Source organism: Bacillus sp. LJBS06 (assembly GCF_016924995.1).
Taxonomy (GTDB): Bacteria; Bacillota; Bacilli; order Bacillales; family Bacillaceae; genus Bacillus; species Bacillus stercoris.
The window spans coordinates 1,927,133-1,952,908 of the sequence record NZ_CP070483.1; the positions used below are offsets into that span (position 1 = coordinate 1,927,133).

Below are 25,776 nucleotides of genomic sequence, written 5' to 3' on the forward strand. Positions count from 1 at the left end.
ACACAAACGCCCCCTCTTTTGAAGGGGGCGTTTTGAATGTTATTTTGAAAGTGAAACAGGGAGACTTTCTAATCCTCTTAAAAAGACATTTTTTCTCCATTGAATGTCATCAGGCATCGCGAGTTCAATATCAGGAAACCTCTTCAGAAGTGCGTTAAATGCAATGTGGCCTTCCAGCCTGGCAAGAGGCGCTCCTAAGCAGAAATGAATGCCAAAACCGAAAGAAATATGTCTGTTAGGCGACCGATTTATATTTAAAAATTCGGGGTTTTCAAAAAAGTTCGGATCGCGATTGGCAGATCCGATGCCTATAAAAATCATGTCTCCTCTTTTGATCGAATGCCCTTTGTATGTAAAGTCTTCGATGGCCCACCGATTTGCCATCATAACGACAGGTGAGGTGTATCGCAGCAATTCTTCAACTGCTGTAGCAATCATTTCGGGATGCTGCTTGAGCTTCTCACGTTCCTTCTTGTGCTGCAGCAATGCGAGGGTGCCGGAGCCGAGTAAGTTTACAGTCGTTTCAAGGCCCGCTACAACGAGCAAGAACAGCATGGAATAAAGCTCTTTTTCGCTTAATTTGCTGCCGTTTTCCTCAGCATGTACAAGTTTGCTGATTAAATCGTCTTTTGGCTTTATCCTTCTGTCATGGATCAGCTTGGCGATATACTCCTTAAATTCACGAAGGGCTTGATTAGTCAGCTCTCTGTTACCTTCAGAGGTATCAACCATCGCATTGGTCCAGATTTGAAACTGTGTTCGATCTTCTTTAGGAATTCCCATCAATTCAGATATAACAATAAAAGGCAAAGGGGAAGCGAAGGATGTCATGATATCCGCTTTATCTTCTTTTTCCATTTCATCTAAAAGCTGTTCAGAAATTTGTTCGATGCTGCCGCGCAGATTTTCAATGGTTCGGGGAGTAAATGCTTGATGAACAAGTGATCTCAAGCGGGTATGGTCAGGTGTGTCTTTTGCCAGCATATGATCGGAAACAAAATCGATATCTTCACTAACGTTGAGCATTTTGATTTGTTCTTGGCTCATCACATTTTTCACGTCTCTTGTAATTCGAGTGTCTTTTAAAAAGGCCATACAATCATCGTATCGGGTTATTAGCCAAGCCGGATACGTGCCTCCGAACCGTTTTAATTCAAATCGGTGAATGGGATCTTCCTCTCTAAATCGTCCTAAAACTGAAAAAGGGTTATCATGAAACTCTTTACCATGCGGATGAAACATCAATTTTTCCATTTGCATTCTCCTCGCCTAATAGGGTAAATAGATGAATCAAATTGCTGAACTCGTTTACAAAAAACAGAATAATTTGAAATGTAATCCTGTCTCTAAAACTATATATCTATTATAGGCGTCATTCAATAGGATGAAGAACGAAAAAGCGAAAAAAGGGCTTGATGTAAATTAGCGCCTTTGAACGAATGCTCAAAGGCGCTAAGCTGCATTATTTTGATGAAAGTGAGTGTCAGCTGTGCTGGATATCAATTGTATATACTGCACGATCTGTTACGACCTTCAATCCTTCGTTTTCTTGATGAATATGAATATCACCTAATAAAGGAATCTCATAGGCATTTTGCGGAAGCGGCACGTTTCCGTCCTCAGTGAAGGTTGTTCCTTCACCTTCTAAAACGAGCTCTTCTTTCGCTACATAGTCATCAGGGTGACTCGTGCTTCGTATAGCCACTTTTTGAAGGTGGAGAACAATCTGATCCAAGTCTGATATCTCTTCATCATGGGTCAATTCACCTTTTCTAATATCAAGTGTCTGGCCGACTTTTGATTCCAGCCATTGGGAAAGCTGTGTATTCGTGTATGCCATCAATATTCCTCCTTTTGATCTACACGATACTATTCCCAATTGCAGCATCTTTTACACGGAAAAGAGCCGCCTCACCCCTTATGTATGAAACAATTCGCTGTTCAAAGCCTTGATATAACGTATGGCAGAACGCTGGACAGCTTCGCCAGCATTTTCTTTGACAACTTTAGAAAAAGCATTGTAAAGCCTGTTGAATTGAAGCGGTTTCACTTTGGCTGCTATTTCTTCAACTTTGTATGCGGGAAGGGGAATGAGATTTGGATAGCTGTACATAAAGCTGACCCAGTTTTGATCCGCCGTAACCGTAATGATATCTCCAGTCAATAGACATCCTTTCCCTTTATTGCCGTTGCTCCAATGAAGAACAGCACCGCCTTTAAAATGTCCGCCCAGTCGGTAAAGGTCCAGCCCCGGCTTCATGCTGAGCGTTTCCCCTGACCAGAAGTGAATGTGATTGCTTGGTCTTGTCACCCATTTTTTGTCATCTTCATGGATATAGATCGGGGCCTGAAATGCTTCAGCCCACTCAACCTGAGTAGAGTAATAATGTGGATGAGACAAAGCGATGGCTTGAATACCGCCTGATTCGTTGATTTGGTCAATTGTCCTTTGGTCAAGATATGAAATGCAATCCCACAGCACATTAAAGCCCTTATGCTGGATCAGATGGGCTGTTTGTCCAATCGCAAACTCTGGTTCAGTTTTGATGCTGTAAAGATGGTCTTCTTCCTTTTTGAGAATGTTTTGAAGGTTTTCTTTCTCACGCATGTCTTCAAGAGTTGTCCAAGTTTGTCCATTAGGATGAATATACTGTCTTTCATCCTCACAAATCAGACACGAGTTGGGCGGATCTACAGTCTGTGCATGCTGCACACCGCATGTGTTGCAGATATAATATGGCACTTTCTTCACTTCCTTCATCCATTTCCCATTATTTTACCTTATGATTATGAATATTCAAACAAAAATCCGGCAGTTCTGCTGAGAGAAAATTGCCGGATTTTTGATGCTGTTTATTGGCCGGGAACGGAATTTTCCGCGTTGACAGCGCCCGCTCCGTACACATTCGGATCTTCATCTTTCCATTTGTCCGTGCCGTTTTTCAAAAGCTCTTTCACTTCATCGGGAGAAAGATCCGGGTTTTGCTGGAGAATTAAAGCTGCGATTCCTGCGCAAATTGGTGTTGCCATCGAGGTTCCTGACATTGTGAAGTACTGAGATCCTATACGGCTTGACTTTTGAAGCTTATCAATATAGGAATTCGGAGAGCGAAGGGAAATAATATTAACACCCGGCGCTAAAATATCGGGCTTTTCTTTCCCGTATACTGTCGGACCGCGGCTTGAGAAGGAAGCGACCGTATCATCATCGCTGCTTGCAGTATCGTTATCGTCAAGCGCACCTACTGTAATCACCTTTTCGCTCACGCCCGGGCTTGCAATGGTCTGCGAATCAGGGCCTGAGTTTCCGGCAGCGACACAGACGACAATCCCTGCGTTCCACGCTTCTTCAACCGCTCTGACTAACGGATCTTCCTGTTCATTATCATATCTAAGGGCATCGCCCCCGAGCGACATACTCATAATATCAATCGGCTCATCAGGGTTGTCCTCATTGTATTGAATACACCACTCGACACCCTCTATAATATCTGCTAACGTTCCTGAACCCTGCTTGTTTAATACCTTTACGCCAATGAGATTGGCTTCCGGTGCGGGTCCGCGGTATTTTCCGGAAGAGGATGCGCCGCTGCTTGCGACATCACCTGCACAATGTGTGCCATGACCATTATCATCGTATGGCTCTGTTTTTTGATTGACCATGTCCGCGAACCCGATAATCCTGCCTTCTAAATCAGGATGCGGGTAGATTCCTGTATCGACAACAGCGACAGTAACGCCTTTTCCTGTCAGGGTTTTCCTGTTTCGGACGACTTCCCTCGCATGGCTTGCTTCAGTTGCCGTGTCTAAAAGCGCTTTGACTTCGCGGTTTAAATACACTTTACGGATATTGCTGCATTCAGAAAGAAGAGAATGTAATGCTGAGGGGGTAACCTCCGCACTGCAGCAGTTGATTTTGTTGAAGCGGGTTTTTAGCTTACTGCGTTTTTCTTTTTGCAGTACCTCCCCAGCCATTTGAATGCCGGTCTCGTGACAGCCTTCCTCAAATTCAATAATGACTGACATTCTTTTTCTGTTTTTCAATTTGGTTTCGAAAAAATTATGCAAGAAGCAAGGAGTCCATTTGAAGGGCTTGTAAAGCTGCAATACGGTTTCCCGTAACGGCCAATCTAGCTTATGAGCATTTGCTCTCACCATTTGTACCATAGAGTACCCAAACATGTATTTTCCTCCTATTATAAGGTTCTCTGTATACTCTATGAACAGATGATAGGTTTGGTAAGTTTGTTTGTCCTTTATAAGAGGCGGATAAGAGTTTGTTTTTATGAATCTTTCGTATTAGATACGATGGATGAGAGGTTGAGGAAATCATTGGGGATTGAAAAGGAACATTTGTTCGTATTATAATGTGGTCATATCAAACTGGAAGGGGAGAGCGGCTGTATGAATTTCTACTTACATCGATCTTTGGAAAGCCAAATGCCAATCAGCATTATATATATGAAGAAAGACGGAACAATTAGTAAAAGAACGATTATTGTAAGGCAGAAAAGCAAAACGAAAATCAAAGCATTTTGTTTTTCGAAACAACAAATCAGAACATTTTTATTGGACTCTATCCTCTCCTGTGACTTTGTGAGAACAAATAAGAAAAATCTTTATTTTGCAGGCCAGTAACAGGCGTCCGTCTAAGCAAACGGACAGCCTGTTACGAAAACCCTCCTTAAACCTATATACATTTATTTGCCAAGTGAGGTTGTTCCTACCTTTTTTGGCTTTCCTCTCAACCTTTTTTCACTCTTATTTGAAATGAACCGCTAATAACCGTGACAATCAATTGATTTTTTGAAACCGGGAACTTTTTCACTGATGATATCGTGTATACAATGGTAAGATAAAACCTATTGGCTAAACCTCATATAATGAACCGTGCCATTCTTATGAAAGGAGTTAAACATGAGAAGATTTTTACTAAATGTCATATTAGTCTTAGCCATTGTCTTGTTCTTGAGATATGTTCATTACTCATTAGAACCTGAACCATCAAATCAGCCAGATACATATTCAAATTTCAGCAGCTTGGCAGAGAATGAGAGTCCAGCCGATTACGATATTTCATATAATGAGAAAAAAGGAAGCAAAGTCTTAATTATGTCTCCGCATGGCGGAAGAATTGAAGGCGGAGTAAGTGAGCTTGTTCGGTATTTCAATCATGAATACTCTACATACCTGTTTGAAGGGCTGAAGTCCCATGATAACCAAACGCTGCATATTACAAGCACCAATTTTGATGAGCCATTAGCTAAAAAGAAAATCAAGGAGCATCAATATGTGGTGGCTTTTCACGGATATAAAGGGGAGAACAAAAATACCCTTGTAGGGGGAACGGATCGAAAGCGGGCAAAAATGATTGTGAGAGCTCTTGAGCGGAGAGGTTTTTCCGCTGAATTAGCGTCGTCTAAAAGCGGTCTCGCTGGATTGAATGCCGAAAACATTAACAACCAAGGAGAAACGGGGCTAAGTATACAGCTGGAAATCAGCCGCGAGCAGAGAGAAGCATTTTTTGATGATTTTTATTATAAAAATAGAAAATACACAAAGAACAGTGAATTTTATGCTTATGTCAGTGCGATCAAGGGTGTCCTGGAAAAAGAGTATTCGTAACAAGCAGATCAGGAGACAAAATACGAGAAGGTCAGTAGACTGAAATAGGATGAACAAGGAGGCAAAACAATGGCAGATCATCATTTTTATTTAAAAGCGAACTGGCCAGGTAAACGCAATGATGTGGGTACGATCGAAAGCGGTAACCTGATCACATCGATTTCCATCCCTAAAGAAATGGATGGACCGGGAGAAGGGACCAACCCTGATGAAATGCTTCTCGGTGCGGCAGCGACCTGTTATATTATTACACTTGCAGCGATGATGGAAAGAAGCGGGCTGGAAAAAGAAGACTTGCAGATGGAGTCAGAAGGTATTGTCGACGTCACGAAAGGAGTCTTTACATACAAAAAGATTATTCACCGTCCCTCTGTTGTGCTTAAACATGATGCTTCACAAGACGACATCGCATTGGCGCACAAGCTTTGTGAAAAAGCGGAGTCGTCATGCATGATTTCGCGCGCGATTCAAGGGAATGTTGAGCTGCAGCTTAAAGCCTCTGTAAAAGCGGGGGGAGAATAATGAAAACAGACGGTTACTCACAGACCGTCTGTTTTTTATCTTCAGCGTGGGCTTTCGACTGATTTAGCACGACCACGCCCGCAATGACAAGCGTGAGACCGAATATTCCCTTTAAACTGATGGTTTCGCCAAAAAGCAAAAAACCGACAATGGCTGTAAGCGCGGTACCAACGCCCGACCATGTTGCGTACGCGCTTGATAAGTCAATTGTTTTTAAAGAAAAGCTTAGAAAAGTAAAAGCGGAAAGAAATCCGACTACGATTCCGGCAATGGGCCAGGCCTGTGTAAATCCTTCTGAAAGCTTCAGCATCGTGCTTCCAAACACTTCAGATAAAATGGCGAGAGCCAAATAAAGCAATCCTTTCATCATCCTCACTCCTTTACTGCCAGTTAAGTAATACGACCCCTGATATTAATAAAAGAATCCCGAAAAGCCCTTTCGCATTCAGTTCTTCCTTGAACCATTTCACTCCGATTACTGTCGTCAGCACCGTTCCCGCCCCGCTCCAAGTCGCATAGGAGAGGCTTAGGGGAATATGGTTTAACGTCAGTGACAGCATATAAAAGGCGAGGGAATAGCCAATGACGACCAAGGCACTCGGCTTCCACTTTTTGAAGCCATCAGATACTTTCAGCATGGCTGCCCCTATCGATTCCGAACATATGGCAATCGTGAGGAATATATATCCTATTAACATCTTAAATTCTCCTCACTATATTTTTAGATTAGAAAAGAGCTTCAGCTAGAAAAATATTAGTGTATGCCTATGTATGAGTCAAGAGATTCATTTTTACACACTTAAAAAGACCCCTTTTTAAGGGGTCTTTTGCGATTAATAATAATAAGGGAACGGGGCATACGGATAATAGGGGTATCCGCCATACAAATAAGGATTAAATAAAGCGCTTCCTATAAGCCCGCCTGCAAGGCCGCCGATAAACGGACCTCCAAAAAATCCGAATGGCCGGCCAAATCCATAGCCAAATCCGGGTCTTCCAAACCCGTAACCGAATCCGAATGGTCTTCCAAATCCAAATGGTCTCCCGAATCCAAAAGGTCTTCCAAATATTCTTGTATCTTCAGGACTGAAATTCTCTAACTCGTTCATGTTTTCTTTCCTCCTGTAATAAAGTGTAGATGATGCAGTGTATTCAGCCTGCCCGGATTTGATTGGGCGAATTAAGGAAAAAAGAGGATGTGAACACATTGGGCCTGTATCAGTCTGACTGGTCGAAAGCGCCGCCCCACGCACATGCTTATCATGTCAAAACATCGAGGGAACAGGGCCATTATCATCTGATTGAAGGGTTTACTCAGCCCGCAAACGGATCAAATACCGATCAGCATACACATTACTATACAGGGATCACTTCATTTGAAAACGGCCATTTTCATCGGTATTACGGAATCTCAGGGCCGGCGATTCCTTTAGCAGATGGCACACATTATCATGAAATCGAAGAAACGACGTATCTGGCCTATAACAAGCCGGTTGAGATCCAGTACGGAGGGGTTGTTTATGCTCCCGGAGATGACGAAAGAAAAACGCACCGTCATACCCTGAAAGGACAGACGAGGGAAATTGTCGGCAATGAGCCGATCGGCTGGTAGAAGGATGTTTACCGATGCAAAAAAAGGGCAAAATGGATAGGTGGTTGTCCATGTTGAATGCTATAATGGGGGGAGATTTATAAAAGAGAGTGATACATATTGAATAATACGAAGCAGCCCGTTGTCATTTTAGTCGGACCGACGGCAGTGGGAAAAACCAATTTAAGTATTCAGCTAGCCAAATCTTTAAACGCGGAAATTATCAGCGGAGATTCAATGCAGATTTATAAAGGGATGGATATTGGAACAGCTAAAATTACCGAACAGGAGATGGAGGGAGTTCCTCATCATCTGATTGACATTTTAGAACCCCAAGACTCTTTCTCTACCGCCGATTATCAAAGCTTAGTAAGAAACAAAATCAGCGAGATTGCAAATAGAGGAAAGCTTCCGATGATTGTCGGTGGTACAGGGCTATATATACAATCTGTGCTTTACGATTATACATTTACGGAAGAGGCAAATGATCCTGCATTTCGAGAGAGCATGCAAATGGCAGCTGAACGGGAAGGCGCTGATTTTCTTCATGCCAAACTTGCTGCAGCAGATCCCGAGGCGGCAGCTGTGATTCATCCCAATAATACAAGAAGAGTCATTCGCGCGCTGGAAATTTTACATACATCCGGAAAAACGATGTCGCAGCATTTGAAAGAACAAAAACGAGAACTTCTGTATAATGCAGTGTTAATCGGGCTGACAATGGATAGAGACACGCTTTACGAAAGAATTAATCGGCGGGTCGATATGATGATGGAGGCAGGTCTGCTCCCGGAAGTGAAACACTTGTACGACAAGAACGTGAGAGACTGTCAATCGATACAGGCGATAGGCTATAAAGAGCTTTATGCATATTTTGACGGTTTTGTGACACTTTCCGATGCTGTTGAACAACTAAAGCAGAATTCAAGACGGTATGCGAAACGCCAGCTGACGTGGTTTCGCAATAAAATGCAAGTTACATGGTTCGATATGACACCGCCAGTTGATATGGAGCTGAAAAAAAAGGAAATTTTCACACATATAGCAGGAAAACTCGAACTTTAATCGAAACTGTATGATATAGAGAATCAAGGAGGACGAAACATGAAACCGATTAATATTCAGGATCAGTTTTTGAATCAAATCCGGAAAGAAAATACGTATGTCACTGTTTTTTTGCTGAACGGCTTTCAGTTGCGGGGCCAGGTGAAAGGCTTTGATAACTTTACCGTTTTGCTGGAATCGGAAGGTAAGCAGCAGCTTATATATAAACATGCGATCTCTACGTTTGCGCCGCAAAAAAACGTCCAGCTTGAACTCGAATAGATCAAAAAATGCCATGTCAAGACATAAGGAGGCTGTCGGGGGATTCTCGGCAGCCATTTTTAACATGTAAATTCACTTTTGCTCCAAACTTTTTTGAGTAAGCTGACCATGCCAAGGCACGGTCTTTTTTTATGAGAACAACATACTAAAGAAAAAATGGTATATTATGTATAAATATGAACTTAAGGAGTGACGCGACCTTGTTTGAAAGTGAAGCAGAACTGAGACGAATCAGGATCGCCCTTGTGTGGATAGCTGTTTTTTTACTGTTCGGGGCGTGCGGGAGTCAAGATACCATCATTGAAACAGACAGCGGCAATTCAGACTATGAAACGCCTCAGCCAACCTCGTTTCCGCTTGAACATAATCATTTTGGCGTGATGGAGGACGGCTATATCAAAATTTATGAGTATAATGAGTCCCGCAATGAGGTAAAGCTGAAGAAAGAATACGCGGATGATGAGCTTGAATAAAATTCACAAGCATTCGAATTTACAAAGCAGATGCCAGCCGCTAAACTAAATACAGACACAGATCAAACAGAGGGTGAAAAAATGAAGCATAAAGTGATCGTGAATCATTGGGAAGAAATTTGCGAAGATGATTCTTGCTATGAATACGGAACAAGTATCATTGTGAACGGAAAAGAATTAATCAGAGAAGCGTCAATTATCACTGCTTTGAAGGCGGTTTTAGAAGAAATCGGCGCGGATGTTGAAATAGAAGAAACAGTAGAGAGCGAAAAATGCTGTGATAGCTTAAGAAAAAAAAATCTAGACTACTAAGCAGTTTTTTTTCATGTTATGATAAACATCGGCTAAAAAACGACACCCCGAGTAGGACGAGAGATGATTCTCGTTCTGCTCTCTTTTTTGGGCCCTAATGAGTCTGTCTATTTGCCTGATTTGATCAAAATATGAATTTTTCATAAAAACGAATCTATATATTGTGTTTTTGCTAGAGGGTAGTATACTATATATAGTGTTAGTGATGAGAGATTCATATTTTTTGATAGGTCGTGATAAAACGTGGTACAAATCATATTTGATTCGAAAACAGGGAATGTTCAGCGGTTTGTGAATAAATTAGGCTTTCAGCAGATACGCAAGGTGGACGAAATAGACCACGTGGACACTCCGTTTGTTTTGGTCACCTACACGACAAACTTCGGTCAGGTACCGGCATCAACACAATCATTTCTCGAAAAATACGCCCATCTCTTATTAGGAGTCGCTGCGAGCGGCAATAAAGTATGGGGCGATAACTTTGCAAAAAGCGCCGATACCATTTCTAGACAATATCAGGTGCCGATCTTGCACAAATTTGAACTCAGCGGCACATCTAAAGACGTTGAATTGTTTACTCAGGAGGTAGAAAGAGTTGTCACAAAATCAAGTGCCAAAATGGATCCAGTTAAATAACGAAATCATGATCCAAAAAGATGGAAAATTCCAGTTTGATAAGGATAAAGAGGCTGTACATAGCTATTTTGTAGACTATATCAATCAAAACACAGTTTTCTTTCACGATTTAAAAGAGAAGCTGGATTATTTGATTGAAAACCAATACTACGAAGAGGAATTCTTAAGCCTTTATTCTTTTGAAGACATTAAAGAAGTGTTTAAGACAGCTTACGCTAAGAAGTTTCGTTTTCCTTCCTTCATGAGTGCGTTTAAATTCTATAATGACTATGCTTTGAAAACGAATGACAAGAAAAAAATCCTCGAGCGTTATGAGGACCGGATCTCAATTGTTGCGCTGTTCTTCGCCAACGGCGACACTGAGAAAGCAAAAGAATATGTGAACCTGATGATCAATCAGGAATATCAGCCGAGCACACCGACATTTTTGAATGCCGGCAGAAAACGCCGCGGAGAACTTGTCAGCTGCTTCTTGCTGGAAGTCAATGATTCCTTAAACGATATCTCAAGAGCGATCGATATCTCCATGCAGCTTTCTAAACTGGGCGGCGGGGTTTCTCTTAACCTGTCCAAGCTCCGTGCGAAAGGTGAAGCCATTAAAGATGTTGAAAATGCGACAAAAGGCGTTGTAGGCGTCATGAAGCTTCTTGATAACGCGTTCCGTTACGCTGACCAAATGGGGCAAAGACAAGGGTCCGGCGCGGCGTACTTAAACATTTTCCACCGCGATATCAATGATTTTCTTGATACGAAAAAGATTTCTGCGGATGAAGATGTGCGTGTCAAAACGCTTTCTATCGGTGTTGTCATTCCGGATAAGTTCGTTGAGCTTGCACGTGAGGACAAAGCGGCTTATGTATTCTATCCGCACACGATTTATAAAGAGTACGGCCAGCACATGGATGAGATGGACATGAACGAAATGTACGACAAATTTGTCGACAACCCTCGGGTCAAAAAGGAAAAAATCAACCCGCGGAAACTGCTTGAAAAACTGGCGATGCTTCGTTCTGAATCAGGCTATCCATACATCATGTTCCAAGATAACGTGAACAAAGTGCATGCGAATAACCATATTTCCAAGGTGAAATTTTCTAACCTTTGCTCTGAAGTGCTGCAGGCATCTCAAGTGTCTTCATACACAGACTATGATGTAGAAGATGAAATCGGTTTGGATATTTCCTGCAACCTGGGCTCACTTAACATTCTCAATGTTATGGAGCATAAATCAATCGAAAAAACAGTCAAGCTTGCGACAGACTCTTTAACACATGTGTCTGAAACGACTGACATCCGTAATGCACCTGCTGTAAGACGTGCAAACAAAGCAATGAAATCAATCGGTCTAGGCGCTATGAACCTTCACGGCTACCTTGCGCAAAACGGCATTGCGTATGAAAGCCCGGAAGCGCGTGACTTTGCAAACACGTTCTTTATGATGGTGAACTTCTACTCCATCCAGCGTTCTGCGGAAATTGCAAAAGAGAAAGGCGAAACGTTTGATCAATATGAAGGCTCAACCTATGCGACAGGTGAATACTTCGACAAATACGTTTCTGCTGATTTCTCGCCGAAATACGAAAAAATCGCCAATCTGTTTGAAGGTATGCATATCCCGACGACAGAGGACTGGAAACAGCTAAAAGCATTTGTCGCTGAACACGGTATGTATCACAGCTACAGATTATGCATTGCACCGACAGGCTCTATCTCATACGTGCAATCAAGTACGGCGTCTGTTATGCCGATTATGGAACGAATTGAAGAAAGAACATACGGCAACTCAAAAACGTACTACCCAATGCCTGGGCTTGCATCTAATAACTGGTTCTTCTATAAAGAAGCCTACGATATGGACATGTTCAAGGTTGTGGATATGATCGCGACTATCCAACAGCACATTGATCAGGGCATCAGCTTCACATTGTTCTTAAAAGACACAATGACGACCCGTGATTTAAACCGAATCGATCTGTATGCACATCATAGAGGAATTAAAACCATTTACTATGCAAGAACGAAAGATACTGGGCAAGACAGCTGCCTTTCTTGTGTTGTTTGATTAAAGGAGAGTTTATAGTGACAAAAATTTATGACGCAGCAAACTGGTCAAAGCATGAAGACGATTTTACCCAAATGTTCTATAACCAAAACGTAAAACAGTTCTGGCTTCCGGAAGAGATTGCTTTAAACGGCGATCTCCTCACATGGAAGTACCTCGGAAAAAATGAGCAGGACACTTATATGAAGGTACTTGCCGGACTTACGCTTCTTGATACAGAGCAGGGGAATACGGGGATGCCGATCGTGGCTGAACACGTAGACGGCCACCAGCGGAAAGCGGTGCTGAACTTTATGGCGATGATGGAGAACGCTGTCCATGCGAAATCGTACTCTAATATCTTCATGACCCTTGCACCGACTGAAACGATCAATGAAGTATTCGAATGGGTTAAACAAAATAAATATTTGCAGAAAAAAGCGCAAATGATTGTCGGACTTTACAAAGCCATTCAAAAAGATGATGAAATATCACTGTTCAAAGCGATGGTTGCTTCCGTCTATCTGGAAAGCTTCCTTTTCTACAGCGGTTTCTATTATCCGTTATATTTCTACGGACAAGGAAAACTGATGCAAAGCGGTGAGATCATTAACCTGATTCTTCGTGATGAAGCGATTCACGGCGTGTATGTCGGTCTCCTTGCTCAGGAAATTTATAATAAACAGACAGAAGAGAAAAAAGCAGAGCTTCGTGAATTTGCGATCGACCTTCTGAATGAGTTATATGAAAATGAGCTTGAGTATACAGAGGACTTGTACGATCAAGTCGGACTCTCACACGATGTAAAGAAATTCATCCGCTATAATGCAAATAAAGCGCTCATGAACCTTGGATTTGATCCATACTTCGAAGAGGAAGACATTAATCCGATCGTTTTAAACGGATTAAATACAAAAACTAAATCGCATGACTTCTTCTCCATGAAGGGGAACGGTTATAAAAAAGCGACAGTTGAGCCGCTCAAAGATGATGACTTTTATTTTGAAGATGAAAAAGAGCAGATATAATATCTGCTCTTTTCGGCTTGAAGGTTAAATGAGGAGGACGCAGTACCCATGGGAAAAATGGACGAAATGATTTTAGTCGCCCCGCGTGATGATGTGTTTAAGAAAGAAAGCTTAACCTTCCAGGGCGTGTACAGTGAAGATAGCAGAGTAGCAGAAATCATGGCTCAGATTGGAGCTGCCTATCGTGAAATGAGAAGAGGGGACGCAGAAGAAGATCCGCGTTTCAAGCAGCCGATACCTTATGTCGTCATCAAGCGCGAAGATGAAGTCTTCCTTTACGAGCGGCTGGCCGGCGGCGGTGAATCACGCCTGCACAACAAACTTTCTCTCGGCTTTGGCGGCCATATGAACGCGATCGAAGGGGCAGCTTCATTTGCTGAAGTCTTAAAGCTGAACACAGACCGTGAGCTTGAGGAAGAACTGCAAATAAATGAAGAAGATAAACAGGCGATTGTCACACTGGGATTGATCAATGATGATGAAAACAGTGTCGGTAAAGTGCATATCGGTATTCTTTCTGCGCTTCAATTGAAGCCCGGCGCACAAGTGGAAGTGAAAGAGAAAGACCAAATTGCAGGTAAATGGATGAAAGTTTCTGAATTAAAACAGGATGACATCTATAACCGTCTGGAAACATGGTCACAGTTTGTTGTTGATATTCTTGAATAAAAAAACCCGGTTTCTCGTGATGAGGAGCCGGGTTTTTTTATGAGACGCTCGTCTCCGTCTCGACTATGATTCCAGAATCACAATAGCGTCAAAGCCGGCATTTCTCGCTCTGGCAGCGAGAGCGTCCGCATTGTCTTTGGATGAAAATGCACCAATCTGCACTTTGTATAATCCATCCTTTAAAAGGATAATCGAGTCAAACCCTTTAGCTTCGGCACTCTTTGCCAGCGAGTCCGCATTCGCTTTGACTTTAAATGCACCGATTTGAACCTTATATAACCCTGTGCTGGAAGTCTTTTTAAGGTTAAAGGCTTGCTCCAGCCCGTTTGCATGCCCTCTTGCTAAGCTTTGAATAAAGCTGCTTGTTTTCAGTTTGTTTGCATCGGCAACGGTATCAAGGAAGCCGTTTTCGGTCAATAGGGCAGGCATGGCCGACTCCCTTAGGACGTGGAAGTTGGCTGTTTTTTTGCCGCGATCGGCAAAGTCGACTGCTTGTATCACTTCAGAGTGAATTGTCGATTGATAAGACGTCGTTGGGGCACCTACACCTGGATAAATGTAGCTTTCAAAACCTGTGCCTCCACCGGAATTAACGTGAATGGATAAAAAGAAATCTGCTCCCCAGTTATTTGCGGCAGATGTGCGGTCATTTAAGCTGACATATTGGTCGCTTGTCCGGCTCAGCAGCAAAGAAATACCTTCATATTCATTAGTCAATATCGTACGTAAGGCAAAAGCGATTTGCAGCGTTAACGTTTTTTCTTGAAGGCCATTTCCTGTTGCGCCAGGATCAGACCCGCCATGGCCAGGATCAATAAAAATTTTAACCATTCTTCATCACCTCATTACAGGATATGAAAAAACACGGCTTCTGCTTGTACGATTATCATTTATCTGAAAAATGAGGAAATATCCCTTCAACATCCGGAAATTATTTCTCGGGAAAGCGCACAATTCAACATGAAGCGACAACAGATACGGTCTGAAATGAAAAATGTGCATATGTCAGATGTTAGTGAGTATTATGGGTTCGATTCTATCTGCACTGATTCCTGCTGGTTTTAAGCTGTGCTTTCATTTTAAAAAGCATGCATTTAGATATGAGAGCGCCGTTCATTTTGAAAAAAGGAACGGTCATGAAAGATATCATTAGAAGAAAAGGAAAACACCTTCGCAGGGATCTTCGGGCGGATGATACGCTTTGCACAAAAAACAGCCCGTTTGAATGAAAAAAGGATTAACAATGTTTCTAACGTGAAGGGAGAAAAGTAGATATTACTCTAATAAAATGATTAAAAACAAAATCTCATGGTTTGTCCACCCCATGTCCGTGAATACAATAAGAAATAAAGTATTTCTCGGGAAAGCGCAGGATTCCCTATCGTTCCCGAAAAAAGCAACTGATTCGACACATGATAGGCGTTTGTCACAATCGGCATCCGCTTGAATATCATATAGAGAGAACAGAGAGGTGAAGATGTTGGAGCGCGCTGTGACTTATAAAAACAACGGACAGATCAACATTATTCTGAACGGGCAAAAGCAGGTGCTGACGAATGCTGAGGCAGAGGCGGAATATCAGGCTGCATTGCAAAAAAACGAAGCAAAGCACGGCATTTTGAAGGAAATTGAAAAAGAGATGAGCGCATTAGTTGGGATGGAGGAAATGAAACGCAACATCAAGGAAATATACGCCTGGATTTTTGTGAACCAAAAACGCGCGGAGCAAGGCTTGAAGGTGGGAAAACAAGCGCTGCACATGATGTTTAAAGGAAATCCGGGAACGGGAAAAACGACGGTTGCACGGCTGATCGGCAAGCTGTTCTTTGAAATGAATGTCCTCTCAAAAGGCCACTTAATCGAAGCGGAGCGGGCTGATCTGGTTGGGGAATATATTGGACACACCGCCCAAAAGACGAGAGATTTAATCAAAAAGTCATTAGGCGGCATTTTGTTTATAGACGAAGCCTACTCGCTGGCAAGAGGCGGCGAAAAGGACTTTGGGAAAGAGGCGATCGACACACTTGTAAAACATATGGAAGACAAACAGCATGAGTTTATTTTGATACTCGCCGGATATTCTCGGGAAATGGATCATTTTCTCTCGCTAAACCCGGGTCTCCAATCAAGATTTCCCATCTCTATTGATTTTCCGGATTATTCTGTGACCCAGCTCATGGAGATTGCGAAACGAATGATTGATGAAAGGGAATACCAGCTCAGTCAAGAAGCGGAATGGAAATTGAAAGATTACTTAATGACAGTGAAAAGCACGACAAGTCCCATTAAATTCAGCAATGGACGTTTTGTCAGAAATGTGATCGAAAAATCGATCAGAGCACAAGCCATGAGGCTTTTAATGGGAGACCAATACTTAAAAAGCGACTTGATGACAATCAAAAGCCAAGATCTTTCCATTAAAGAAGAAGCATCTGGATCTGCATAGACCTCTCAGTTTTTGAGAGGTCTGTTTTTTGCTTGTATTTCTGCTTTTCAAAGCAATCGATTTGTGGTATACACATGCAGGGTTTGGTATGATAATACTACTGCCCAATATGCAAAAGAAAGGAACATCCATTTGAACGAACAAGAAACGATTCAGGAGAAAGCCATTTTAGTCGGATGTCAGCTGCCGCATATCACGGATGAGCATTTTGAAAATTCTATGGAAGAGCTAGCCTCTCTGACAAAAACAGCAGACGGAAAAGTATTGACCAGCGTCACGCAAAAACGGAACAGGGCTGACGCCGCTACATATATAGGAAAAGGGAAGGTAGAAGAGCTGAAGGCGCTGGTGGAAGAGCTTGATGCTGATCTCCTCATTTTTAATGATGAACTGTCGCCAAGCCAGCTGAAGTCATTGGCAACAGCAATCGAAGTGAAGATGATTGACCGCACGCAATTGATATTAGATATTTTCGCAAAGCGGGCGAGAACAAGAGAAGGCAAACTTCAAATTGAGCTGGCTCAGCTGCAATATGCACTGCCGCGTCTGACGGGACAAGGGATCAACCTCTCCCGGCAAGGCGGAGGAATTGGTGCCAGAGGTCCCGGGGAAACGAAATTGGAGACCGACCGCCGCCATATCAGAAATCGCATTCATGAAATCAACACACAGCTTTCAACTGTCATTCGTCATAGAAGCCGATACCGAGAAAGAAGAAAGAAAAACGGTGTGCTTCAAATTGCGCTTGTCGGCTATACAAACGCGGGGAAATCAACATGGTTCAACCGCCTGACGAGTGCTGACAGCTATGAAGAAGATCTCCTGTTTGCCACGCTGGACCCGATGACCAGAAAAATGGTCCTGCCAAGCGGCTACAGTGTTCTTCTTTCAGATACAGTAGGATTTATTCAGGATCTTCCAACGACATTGATTGCTGCATTCCGGTCAACGCTTGAGGAAGTAAAAGAAGCGGATTTGATCCTGCATTTAATTGATTCTTCAAATGAGGATTATGTGGGACATGAAAAAACAGTCCTTCGTCTGCTTGAGGAACTTGAAGCAGACGATATCCCGATGCTCACGGCTTACAATAAACGTGATCAAAGACTGCCTGATTTTATACCGTCCGCCGGAAGGGATCATATTATGGTCAGTGCGAAATTTGAGGACGACGATGAAACCTTTAAAGAAGCGATTCAGCGCTATTTGCGCAAAGAGCTGTTAACGTCTTTTGAAGCACATGTGCCGGCGAGTGAAGGGAAGCTCCTTTCCAGAATCAAATCGGAAACGATGGTAGACCGCTTCTATTTTAATGAAGAAAATGAACGGTATGACATATCGGGCTATGTCCAAGAAGAGCAAAGTATCATCGGTGAATTAAAGAAGTATATGTAGGAAGGAAATATAAAGACATGTTTGACACATTAACGCACGGAGAATTACTGAAAAAAACGGCAATGGAAGTGGAAGCGGACATTGCCGGCGTTCATAAACAAATAGAAGAAATCAGCGAGCGCAATGAATGGAGAGTGCTTCAAAGCTATAGAAAACACAAAGTAAGCGACACGCATTTCACGCCGTCTACTGGATACGGCTACGATGATATCGGAAGAGACACGCTTGAAAGCATATATGCGGATGTGTTTGGCGGAGAAGCGGGGCTTGTAAGGCCGCAAATCATTTCAGGCACACATGCCATCTCGATTGCTTTGTTCGGTGTCCTCAGACCGGGGGACGAGCTCCTTTATATAACGGGCAAGCCGTATGATACGTTAGAGGAAATTGTGGGCGTCAGAGGCGGAGAAAACGCTGGATCATTAAAGGATTTTCAAATCGGCTACAATGCGGTTGATCTGACGGAAGACGGAAGGATAGACTACGATGCAGTCGCCGCTGCGATTAATCCGAAGACCAAAGTAATCGGCATTCAGCGCTCAAAAGGGTATGCGAATCGCCCTTCTTTCTTAATTAGTGAAATAAAAGAAATGATCCGTTTTGTAAAAGAAATCAATGAAAACTTGATCGTCTTTGTGGACAACTGTTACGGAGAATTTGTGGAAGAGCTTGAGCCTTGCCATGTCGGAGCCGACCTGATGGCGGGATCTCTTATTAAAAATCCCGGCGGAGGTCTTGCGAAAACAGGCGGTTACCTTGTTGGAAAAGCGAAATGGATTGAAGCTTGCTCATACCGTATGACGTCACCTGGCATCGGCAGAGAAGCAGGGGCGTCTCTTTACTCGCTCCAAGAAATGTATCAAGGATTCTTTTTGGCCCCTCACGTTGTGTCTCAAAGTCTAAAGGGAGCGGTGTTTACAGCGAGATTTCTTGAAAAGCTCGGCTTCACTTCAAACCCGAAATGGGATGCGAAAAGAACGGATTTAATACAATCCGTTGAGTTTTCTGACAGAGAAAAGATGATTGCTTTTTGCCAGGCTATTCAATTTGCATCGCCAATCAATGCTCATGTGACGCCTTATCCGGCCTATATGCCGGGATACGAGGATGATGTCATTATGGCAGCAGGCACATTTATTCAAGGAGCAAGCATCGAATTATCAGCTGATGGCCCTATTCGCCCGCCGTATGTAGCGTATGTTCAGGGAGGATTAACCTATTCGCATGTGAAGAATGCCATATGCAGTGCGGTAGACTCATTGATGGAAAAGCAATTAATTTAAATTTTTTAAAAATTTCTCTTAATTTGATGTTAAGAATCCTTACATCGTATTGACACAAAATATAACATCACCTATAATGAAACTAAGTTAAGAAAAGGAGGAAATTGAGATGAGTGATAATATTCGCCGCTCAATGCCTTTATTTCCAATAGGAATTGTCATGCAGTTAACGGAGTTATCAGCAAGACAAATTCGATATTATGAGGAAAATGGACTGATATTTCCAGCCAGAAGTGAAGGGAATAGACGATTATTTTCATTTCATGATGTAGATAAACTGTTAGAAATCAAGCACCTGATAGAACAAGGTGTAAACATGGCAGGAATTAAACAGATTCTGGCGAAGGCGGAAGCCGAGCCGGAGAAGAAACAAAATGAGAAGACGAAAAAACCAATGAAACATGATCTGTCTGATGACGAACTGAGACAGCTCCTGAAAAACGAGCTTATGCAAGCCGGCCGTTTTCAAAGAGGGAATACATTCCGTCAAGGCGACATGTCCCGCTTCTTTCATTAATCCGTTAGCAACTGTTTTGCTATATACATTTACCTTTTAAGAGGAGGAATTTTACCAAATGGCAAAGTACACTAGAGAAGATATCGAAACATTAGTAAAAGAAGAAAACGTGAAGTATATCCGTCTTCAATTTACTGACATTCTTGGAACAATCAAGAATGTTGAGATTCCTGTAAGCCAGCTTGGAAAAGCGCTTGATAATAAAGTCATGTTTGACGGTTCTTCTATTGAGGGATTCGTTCGTATCGAAGAGTCAGACATGTACCTGTATCCAGATCTAAATACATTTGTTATCTTCCCATGGACAGCTGAAAAAGGTAAAGTAGCACGTTTCATCTGTGATATTTATAATCCGGATGGCACACCTTTCGAAGGTGACCCGCGAAACAACTTAAAACGGATTCTGAAAGAAATGGAAGACCTCGGCTTCAGCGATTTCAACCTTGGACCTGAGCCTGAATTCTTCTTATTCAAATTAGACGAAAAAGGCGAGCCAACGCTTGAACTAAACGACAAAGGCGGATATTTCGACTTAGCTCCAACTGATTTAGGAGAAAACTGCCGCCGCGATATCGTACTTGAGCTTGAAGAGATGGGCTTTGAAATCGAAGCGTCTCACCACGAAGTAGCACCTGGTCAGCACGAAATCGACTTTAAATATGCTGGAGCAGTCCGCTCTTGTGATGACATCCAAACATTTAAACTAGTTGTCAAAACAATTGCCCGCAAACACGGCCTGCATGCGACATTTATGCCAAAACCATTGTTCGGTGTGAACGGTTCAGGTATGCACTGCAATCTATCACTCTTCAAAAATGGTGTTAATGCATTCTTTGACGAAAACGCAGATCTTCAGCTAAGTGAAACAGCGAAACACTTTATTGCAGGTATCGTGAAGCACGCAACAAGCTTTACAGCAGTAACAAACCCGACAGTAAACTCTTACAAACGTCTTGTTCCTGGCTATGAAGCACCTTGTTATGTAGCATGGAGCGCGCAAAACAGAAGCCCGCTTATCCGTATCCCGGCTTCCCGCGGCATCAGCACACGTGTTGAAGTACGCAGTGTAGACCCAGCTGCTAACCCGTACCTTGCACTTAGCGTATTGCTTGCTGCAGGATTAGACGGAATCAAAAACAAACTGGAAGCGCCAGCTCCAATCGACCGCAACATCTATGTGATGAGCAAAGAAGAGCGCATGGAAAACGGAATCGTTGACCTTCCAGCAACTCTTGCGGAAGCGCTAGAAGAATTCAAATCAAACGAAGTCATGGTCAAAGCGCTGGGCGAGCACCTATTCGAACACTTCATCGAAGCAAAAGAAATCGAATGGGATATGTTCCGCACACAAGTTCATCCTTGGGAGCGCGAACAATATATGTCTCAATATTAATCTCTCAATCCCTTGGCACTATTGGTGTCAGGGGATTTTTAAATTTTGGTCATAAGATTAAAAGATCGATATTTTTGGTCCTTGACCAAAATAAGACCAAAAAAATTTGAAGTTATGAATCTAACTCCACAATTGAGGACACGTATTTCTCGTAATCCTTTATTCGATTTTGGTCAAGCTTCTTACTAATATGTGAATAAACATCGGCAGTTACCATCATGCTTTTATGACCTAAATGTTCTTGAATGTATTTCATATCAGCGCCTACTCTAAAAGTAAAACAGCATGTGTATGGCGTATTGCGTGGATCTAGGCATTTAATGATGTCAGCTCGTTTTAAAATACGATTAAACGCATAAAAAAGGGTGGACTTAGGTAAAAAATTCCCGTCAACTCTGCAAAATACTAAATTGAGATCATGCTTATAATCATCCGTAGCATTTGTTTATTGTCAAATTGCCATTTCTTATGTTTTTGTAAAGCAGCGGAAAGAGAAGCGCCTATTGATATGAAATGATCATATTTATTGGCTCAATCTTCGCTATAAATTCAGCGGCTCTTGCCTTATGGATTTGCTTAACAGAACGTCGAATACAAAAATGGGAACAAGAAAAATAGAGGAAAGGAGGATGGTGTGACAGAACAACTTTCATTCCTTCATCCTGTGGATTTGAAGGTAGTCCGTAAAATCGTGATCAAAGAACTCAAAGATTATCGAGCTTTGAAAGTACAGCTTGAGAATAAAAAGGAATCAGTCGACGCTGGTATCAGCCCGTTTCCTTCTATCAGAGATTCTTTCATCTTAAATGAATTGAAGGTCAAACAGATGGAAAGGGCGCTAGAAAACAGTCTGGACGATGAAGAACGGATGATCATTGAGAAAAAATACTTAACAGCCAGCCAAACAAAAGACATTCATATCTATATAGTGCTTGGCATGAAAAAGGACACCTATTATGAAATAAAACAGCGTGCCATTCTACGTATTGCTACAGCACTCGGAATCATCTGAGTGCTTTTTTTAATTAAATTGGGTATAAAGTTTAGGTGAGATGTACTTGATCATGAAATTGTAGGAGTAAATAACCTATTTTATGGAAAATGGTGTTTATTTAATTTTGATTGTGATAGTCTTGAGCCTTGGGAGGGATTAAAAGGTGAAAAGGAAAATCGTAAGCTTGTTTCTTGTATTCAGTTTAGTCTGTGGATTTGCACTACCTTCTTTTGCGAAAACCTCTACGAATAATGAAAATGTACCACCTGTTAATGGAATGAAGATTATTAACCAGTCTGAGGATGCCTCAACTTACACAATGGAACTTGATGGCAAACAATATCTTATTGATCAAAAGACACTTGATAAAGGCACGTCAAATGAAGCTATCAAGGTTGATCAATATTTACTAACAGAGGGCTCAAAAAAGTTAGTTGATACGGCTACGGTTAGAGTCTCTGAGGTAACCAGTGATGCTTCAGCTATGGCTTGCAGAGGAAAGCAGAGTGTGAGAGTTAAGGTTCCAATTGTACAGGTTAATATGAATTCATGTAAAATCAAAAGCTTTTTAAATATCATTGAAGATGCAGATGGAGCAGCCGGAGCCATTGCTGGTATCGCGGCATTGCTCAGAACGTTACCAGGAATTTCTGTGTACGCAGGTGCTCTTGCTGGAGCATTGTGGGCAAGTAAATGGGCGATAAAGAAGGTTTCTGATAATGGTAAGTATGGGATATCTTATCATTGGTTAATTGGCACAACAGTTATTGTTCCATGGAGAAATGCATAAAACGAGGTGTTAAATAATAAATGAATCGTATATTAGTTTCAATTGCTATAATCATATTCATAATTGAATATTTTATAGCTCCACTCACAAATTTAGACACAGGGAAGTACGGTACGTTTATTGGTTTGATCTTATTGAGCATTGTTGTTCTAAGATTAGATGATAATAATAAGAAATGAATCGAAAAGGACAGGATAAAACCTGTTCTTTTTTTGTATTGAATCATTAATCGCCGACAAATTCCCGACAAAACAGGGGACATTTTAGGGGGACAAAAAGGGGGACTATTATGTTTGAAATCTCGATAAACTTAACCTATCAACGAAATACAATAAATAAAATTTATCGAAATATACAGGAGAATCGTCTTTCCCTTATCAAGACGAATTCGGATACGGAACAAAGGTGTTGAGGAATGAAGCCAAAACGAGAAGAACATTCTGAGCCTGGATAGCAGCTAGTCTGCGGCGTCCGTATCGGGAGAATAGTATTATCGTGTTTCATTGTGCGATCTTGCTATACTTGGCTTCCTCTCGGAGTATGTGTGAGATCAATTTTAATAAGCGATTAGCATAAGGAGGCATTAAACTTTTTTTCGACAAATTCTGCAAGTCGTTCCATTTGATTTAATTTTTACCGATAATATATTTGAGGTGACAAAAATGGGATGGCTTAATTTAAATTTAGAAGACATTAAAAACATTTTTAACACATTGTTTTTTATAACAACAGGTACTGTGGCAATTCTTACTTTTAGACAAGCTAGAAAGACTGTTCTTCAACCATTAAGAACTGAGGTTTTTAAGGAACAGATAAAAATTATGGGTGAAATATTGGAATTGTTTAATGGTAAAAGTCAGATTGATCTAAGAAATGATTTAGATTTTCGAAGAATTTTCGAAGGTAATTGTTTGAGAATGTTTGATTCATTCGCCAAATACTTTTTTAATGTTAAAGTTAATAAAGAGAATAGATTGTACTCTGAATTTCCAAGTGCAATAGTTAATGCTGATTATTTCAAAAAAAATTTTGCTTTAGCAGATAATGATGTAAATAATAGAGAAGTTGCTGCTTCTAAAGAGCAGGTTATCTATAGTAATGAAGAGGCATTAGAAATTTGGAGTCGATATCAACTTGGTATGATCAGCGTTTCTAACGAATTTAGTACATATGAAAAAAAATATATAAACTAGCATCCAGCCCGATGATTCCGACTGAGCTTTCAGACTTATTGAATGAATATATGAAAGAAATGCATAAATGTATTACGAAAATAGATGAGGTAGTAACAAGGTGTGCTCAGGAGATGCCCGATCGGTACAAAAATATTGATTCCTTAAGAATGGCATCAACCAATTGGATTTATTCAGTATATCCTAAGGATGAGGGTTTAGAGGAATGCGCAAAAAATATCATCGTATACATTAGGAATTATTTTGATACCGATAATTTAATAAAGAAATAAAAAAGCACCCTTAGGTTGGTGCTTTTTTGTATTCTCTGTAAACTGCTTCCGGCAAATCTCAGGATAGACTATTGGCAAGTTAACGGCTTGAGTACGGTGGCAGTTTAGAAAGAATATCCAAGCTCTTTCAAACTTAGATTAACTTCTTTATTAAATAATTGCATTGCCTATTTAAGTTCTCTTAATGAAAAGTCTTGATAAAGAACATTTGTTCGTGTATTATAAAAGATGAGTAAAAAGTAGCAGGGATTCCCCTTTTTTTGTCGAATTCTATGAGTTGGAAATATAAAAAGGGGGAAATATTCTTTGTTAGAAGACAAACAATCTTATATTGCAAATTTCAACTGTACCTTTGGAAAAGAAAATCAACCTATGTTGGATTACTTTTTTGAAATTATACTACCGGCTTTTTTAAAAGAAGAAGATCAAAAAAAAGGAAGTAAAAAAAAGGATGCTGACTTCTTTTTTCGCGATGTTAAACTGACTAATGTAAAAGGTGAATTTGTCCTTGCTGGTTTAATTGTTAGAAGTACTACTTTAGAAGTGAAATCGAGAATCATCGATGGTGAATTAGTAAGGACAAATGAAGTATATCCTTCGGATCCTTACTCTTATTTCTTAATAAATTTAAAAAACCATCGCATGGTTTTAGTTAAAAATCAAAAAGGAAGTCCAACTTTAAAGAATTTTTCAGTAACAGCTAGAGATAAAATTAAAACCTTTATTAGGGAAGAGAATAAAGTTAGGGAAGAAAAATTACCTAATGTCAATTTAAATGTGGTAGCTATCCCTTTTAAAGGAGCAATCGAGGAAGAGTTAAAGAAAGTAAAAAAAATCAAGAATGTAACCTTAAGGTTTTATCCTTTAAATGGTGATATCATTGACAATGAAACAGTCGATTATTTAACCGAATCTTTAGAAAAACTAGGTTCGAAAACAGGGAATATAACATATAATACACCAGATAATAAAGATAATGTGGTATCGATTATTAAAGACACAAAGGGTTTAATGAAACCTACAATAAGAGTAAAATTTAATAATGGAACTTCAGGGACTTTAAAGGATGATTCGTTTACAGAGGTAATGAGTATACCTTTAGATGAAGAAGAAACGTTCAATCAGAATATTGATGAGATTACTGGTAAAGTTATAAATAAAACGGAATTTAATGAAACAAGTGAAGAAAATAGGTCAATATACGATAGAATGTATACAAAACATGAAAATGCATACAATAAATTATTTAAAAAATAGCTTTTAAAAGGTG

General features: G+C 41.0%; 29 protein-coding genes. 21 read left to right on the forward strand and 8 right to left on the reverse strand.

The features are described from left to right. Window positions 1–39: 39 nt before the first annotated feature. The 4 genes from JQX68_RS09610 to aprX all read right to left on the reverse strand — a co-directional run bounded on the left by JQX68_RS09610 (window position 40) and on the right by aprX (window position 4,182). Entirely contained in the window at window positions 40–1,254 is a 1,215-nt protein-coding gene (locus JQX68_RS09610) for a cytochrome P450 family protein (RefSeq protein WP_147771921.1), read from the reverse strand. A gap of 229 nt (window positions 1,255–1,483) precedes the next feature. Continuing rightward, a complete protein-coding gene (gene ymzB / locus JQX68_RS09615) occupies window positions 1,484–1,840 on the reverse strand; it encodes a protein YmzB (protein ID WP_147771922.1) in 357 nt (118 codons plus the stop codon). A gap of 78 nt (window positions 1,841–1,918) precedes the next feature. Further along, window positions 1,919–2,743, reverse strand: coding sequence for an MBL fold metallo-hydrolase (locus JQX68_RS09620; RefSeq protein WP_147771923.1), 825 nt, complete (start codon window positions 2,741–2,743; stop codon window positions 1,919–1,921). Between the two features lie 110 nt (window positions 2,744–2,853). Further along, on the reverse strand, window positions 2,854–4,182 hold the full coding sequence (aprX, locus tag JQX68_RS09625; RefSeq protein ID WP_147771924.1) for a serine protease AprX: 1,329 nt from the start codon (window positions 4,180–4,182) through the stop codon (window positions 2,854–2,856). A 222-nt stretch (window positions 4,183–4,404) separates the two neighbouring features. Here aprX and JQX68_RS09630 point away from each other — a divergent pair, with 222 nt between their 5' ends. The 3 genes from JQX68_RS09630 (at window position 4,405) to JQX68_RS09640 (ending at window position 6,147) form a co-directional block, all read left to right on the forward strand. Further along, window positions 4,405–4,638: a hypothetical protein gene (locus JQX68_RS09630; RefSeq protein ID WP_014664054.1), complete on the forward strand. Its 234-nt coding sequence runs from the start codon at window positions 4,405–4,407 to the stop codon at window positions 4,636–4,638. Window positions 4,639–4,917: 279 nt separating this feature from the next. Next, on the forward strand, window positions 4,918–5,625 hold the full coding sequence (locus JQX68_RS09635) for a poly-gamma-glutamate hydrolase family protein (RefSeq protein ID WP_014664055.1): 708 nt from the start codon (window positions 4,918–4,920) through the stop codon (window positions 5,623–5,625). A 69-nt stretch (window positions 5,626–5,694) separates the two neighbouring features. After that, window positions 5,695–6,147, forward strand: a complete 453-nt coding sequence (locus JQX68_RS09640; RefSeq protein WP_095432816.1) for an OsmC family protein — start codon at window positions 5,695–5,697, stop codon at window positions 6,145–6,147. Window positions 6,148–6,160: 13 nt separating this feature from the next. Here the strand turns inward: JQX68_RS09640 and ebrB are convergent, their stop codons facing one another. From ebrB to JQX68_RS09655, 3 genes are all read right to left on the reverse strand, one after another. Then, window positions 6,161–6,514, reverse strand: coding sequence for a multidrug efflux SMR transporter subunit EbrB (ebrB, locus tag JQX68_RS09645; RefSeq protein ID WP_040083104.1), 354 nt, complete (start codon window positions 6,512–6,514; stop codon window positions 6,161–6,163). A 13-nt stretch (window positions 6,515–6,527) separates the two neighbouring features. After that, window positions 6,528–6,845 (reverse strand): multidrug efflux SMR transporter subunit EbrA, encoded by a 318-nt coding sequence (gene ebrA / locus JQX68_RS09650; protein ID WP_014664058.1) that lies wholly within the window; start codon window positions 6,843–6,845, stop codon window positions 6,528–6,530. A 135-nt stretch (window positions 6,846–6,980) separates the two neighbouring features. Continuing rightward, the gene (locus tag JQX68_RS09655; protein WP_069149627.1) at window positions 6,981–7,256 is read right to left on the reverse strand and encodes a hypothetical protein; all 276 of its coding nucleotides are present in this window, start codon (window positions 7,254–7,256) and stop codon (window positions 6,981–6,983) included. 89 nt (window positions 7,257–7,345) lie between these two features. Here JQX68_RS09655 and JQX68_RS09660 point away from each other — a divergent pair, with 89 nt between their 5' ends. From JQX68_RS09660 to JQX68_RS09700, 9 genes are all read left to right on the forward strand, one after another. Next, window positions 7,346–7,759, forward strand: a complete 414-nt coding sequence (locus JQX68_RS09660; RefSeq protein ID WP_080478223.1) for a YmaF family protein — start codon at window positions 7,346–7,348, stop codon at window positions 7,757–7,759. Between the two features lie 99 nt (window positions 7,760–7,858). Then, a complete protein-coding gene (gene miaA / locus JQX68_RS09665; RefSeq protein ID WP_014664061.1) occupies window positions 7,859–8,803 on the forward strand; it encodes a tRNA (adenosine(37)-N6)-dimethylallyltransferase MiaA in 945 nt (314 codons plus the stop codon). Window positions 8,804–8,842: 39 nt separating this feature from the next. Continuing rightward, the gene (gene hfq / locus JQX68_RS09670) at window positions 8,843–9,064 is read left to right on the forward strand and encodes an RNA chaperone Hfq (protein WP_003221097.1); all 222 of its coding nucleotides are present in this window, start codon (window positions 8,843–8,845) and stop codon (window positions 9,062–9,064) included. A gap of 200 nt (window positions 9,065–9,264) precedes the next feature. Beyond that, entirely contained in the window at window positions 9,265–9,537 is a 273-nt protein-coding gene (locus JQX68_RS09675; RefSeq protein ID WP_040083098.1) for a YmzC family protein, read from the forward strand. Between the two features lie 81 nt (window positions 9,538–9,618). Next, window positions 9,619–9,849, forward strand: coding sequence for a hypothetical protein (locus JQX68_RS09680; protein WP_003245262.1), 231 nt, complete (start codon window positions 9,619–9,621; stop codon window positions 9,847–9,849). Between the two features lie 243 nt (window positions 9,850–10,092). After that, complete coding sequence (gene nrdI, locus JQX68_RS09685) at window positions 10,093–10,485, forward strand: class Ib ribonucleoside-diphosphate reductase assembly flavoprotein NrdI (RefSeq protein ID WP_014664064.1); 393 nt, start codon at window positions 10,093–10,095, stop codon at window positions 10,483–10,485. After that, window positions 10,445–12,547, forward strand: coding sequence for a class 1b ribonucleoside-diphosphate reductase subunit alpha (gene nrdE, locus JQX68_RS09690; protein ID WP_014664065.1), 2,103 nt, complete (start codon window positions 10,445–10,447; stop codon window positions 12,545–12,547). The genes nrdI and nrdE overlap by 41 nt, the downstream gene beginning before the upstream one ends. A gap of 17 nt (window positions 12,548–12,564) precedes the next feature. Further along, window positions 12,565–13,554: a class 1b ribonucleoside-diphosphate reductase subunit beta gene (gene nrdF / locus JQX68_RS09695; protein WP_014664066.1), complete on the forward strand. Its 990-nt coding sequence runs from the start codon at window positions 12,565–12,567 to the stop codon at window positions 13,552–13,554. Between the two features lie 48 nt (window positions 13,555–13,602). Further along, window positions 13,603–14,223, forward strand: a complete 621-nt coding sequence (locus tag JQX68_RS09700; RefSeq protein ID WP_147771925.1) for a hypothetical protein — start codon at window positions 13,603–13,605, stop codon at window positions 14,221–14,223. Between the two features lie 63 nt (window positions 14,224–14,286). Here JQX68_RS09700 and cwlC read toward each other — a convergent pair whose 3' ends face one another. Then, the gene (gene cwlC, locus JQX68_RS09705) at window positions 14,287–15,054 is read right to left on the reverse strand and encodes a sporulation-specific N-acetylmuramoyl-L-alanine amidase (protein ID WP_147771926.1); all 768 of its coding nucleotides are present in this window, start codon (window positions 15,052–15,054) and stop codon (window positions 14,287–14,289) included. A gap of 646 nt (window positions 15,055–15,700) precedes the next feature. Between cwlC and spoVK the strand changes: the two genes are divergently transcribed. The 9 genes from spoVK (at window position 15,701) to JQX68_RS09750 (ending at window position 25,763) form a co-directional block, all read left to right on the forward strand. Further along, a complete protein-coding gene (gene spoVK, locus JQX68_RS09710) occupies window positions 15,701–16,669 on the forward strand; it encodes a stage V sporulation protein K (RefSeq protein WP_003231746.1) in 969 nt (322 codons plus the stop codon). A gap of 132 nt (window positions 16,670–16,801) precedes the next feature. Then, the gene (hflX, locus tag JQX68_RS09715) at window positions 16,802–18,064 is read left to right on the forward strand and encodes a GTPase HflX (RefSeq protein WP_040083090.1); all 1,263 of its coding nucleotides are present in this window, start codon (window positions 16,802–16,804) and stop codon (window positions 18,062–18,064) included. A 17-nt stretch (window positions 18,065–18,081) separates the two neighbouring features. Next, window positions 18,082–19,347 carry a methionine gamma-lyase family protein gene (locus JQX68_RS09720; protein WP_014664074.1) on the forward strand — a complete coding sequence of 422 codons (1,266 nt, stop codon included), beginning with the start codon at window positions 18,082–18,084 and terminating at the stop codon, window positions 19,345–19,347. 109 nt (window positions 19,348–19,456) lie between these two features. Then, on the forward strand, window positions 19,457–19,864 hold the full coding sequence (glnR, locus tag JQX68_RS09725) for a transcriptional repressor GlnR (RefSeq protein WP_014664075.1): 408 nt from the start codon (window positions 19,457–19,459) through the stop codon (window positions 19,862–19,864). Window positions 19,865–19,922: 58 nt separating this feature from the next. Next, window positions 19,923–21,257 (forward strand): type I glutamate--ammonia ligase, encoded by a 1,335-nt coding sequence (gene glnA, locus JQX68_RS09730; protein ID WP_014664076.1) that lies wholly within the window; start codon window positions 19,923–19,925, stop codon window positions 21,255–21,257. Between the two features lie 634 nt (window positions 21,258–21,891). After that, a complete protein-coding gene (locus JQX68_RS09735; protein WP_147771928.1) occupies window positions 21,892–22,269 on the forward strand; it encodes an ArpU family phage packaging/lysis transcriptional regulator in 378 nt (125 codons plus the stop codon). A gap of 145 nt (window positions 22,270–22,414) precedes the next feature. Then, window positions 22,415–23,041 (forward strand): hypothetical protein, encoded by a 627-nt coding sequence (locus JQX68_RS09740; protein WP_147771929.1) that lies wholly within the window; start codon window positions 22,415–22,417, stop codon window positions 23,039–23,041. Between the two features lie 662 nt (window positions 23,042–23,703). Further along, window positions 23,704–24,234 (forward strand): hypothetical protein, encoded by a 531-nt coding sequence (locus JQX68_RS09745; RefSeq protein WP_071582071.1) that lies wholly within the window; start codon window positions 23,704–23,706, stop codon window positions 24,232–24,234. Window positions 24,235–24,812: 578 nt separating this feature from the next. Beyond that, window positions 24,813–25,763: a hypothetical protein gene (locus tag JQX68_RS09750; RefSeq protein ID WP_205440635.1), complete on the forward strand. Its 951-nt coding sequence runs from the start codon at window positions 24,813–24,815 to the stop codon at window positions 25,761–25,763. Window positions 25,764–25,776: the final 13 nt, after the last annotated feature.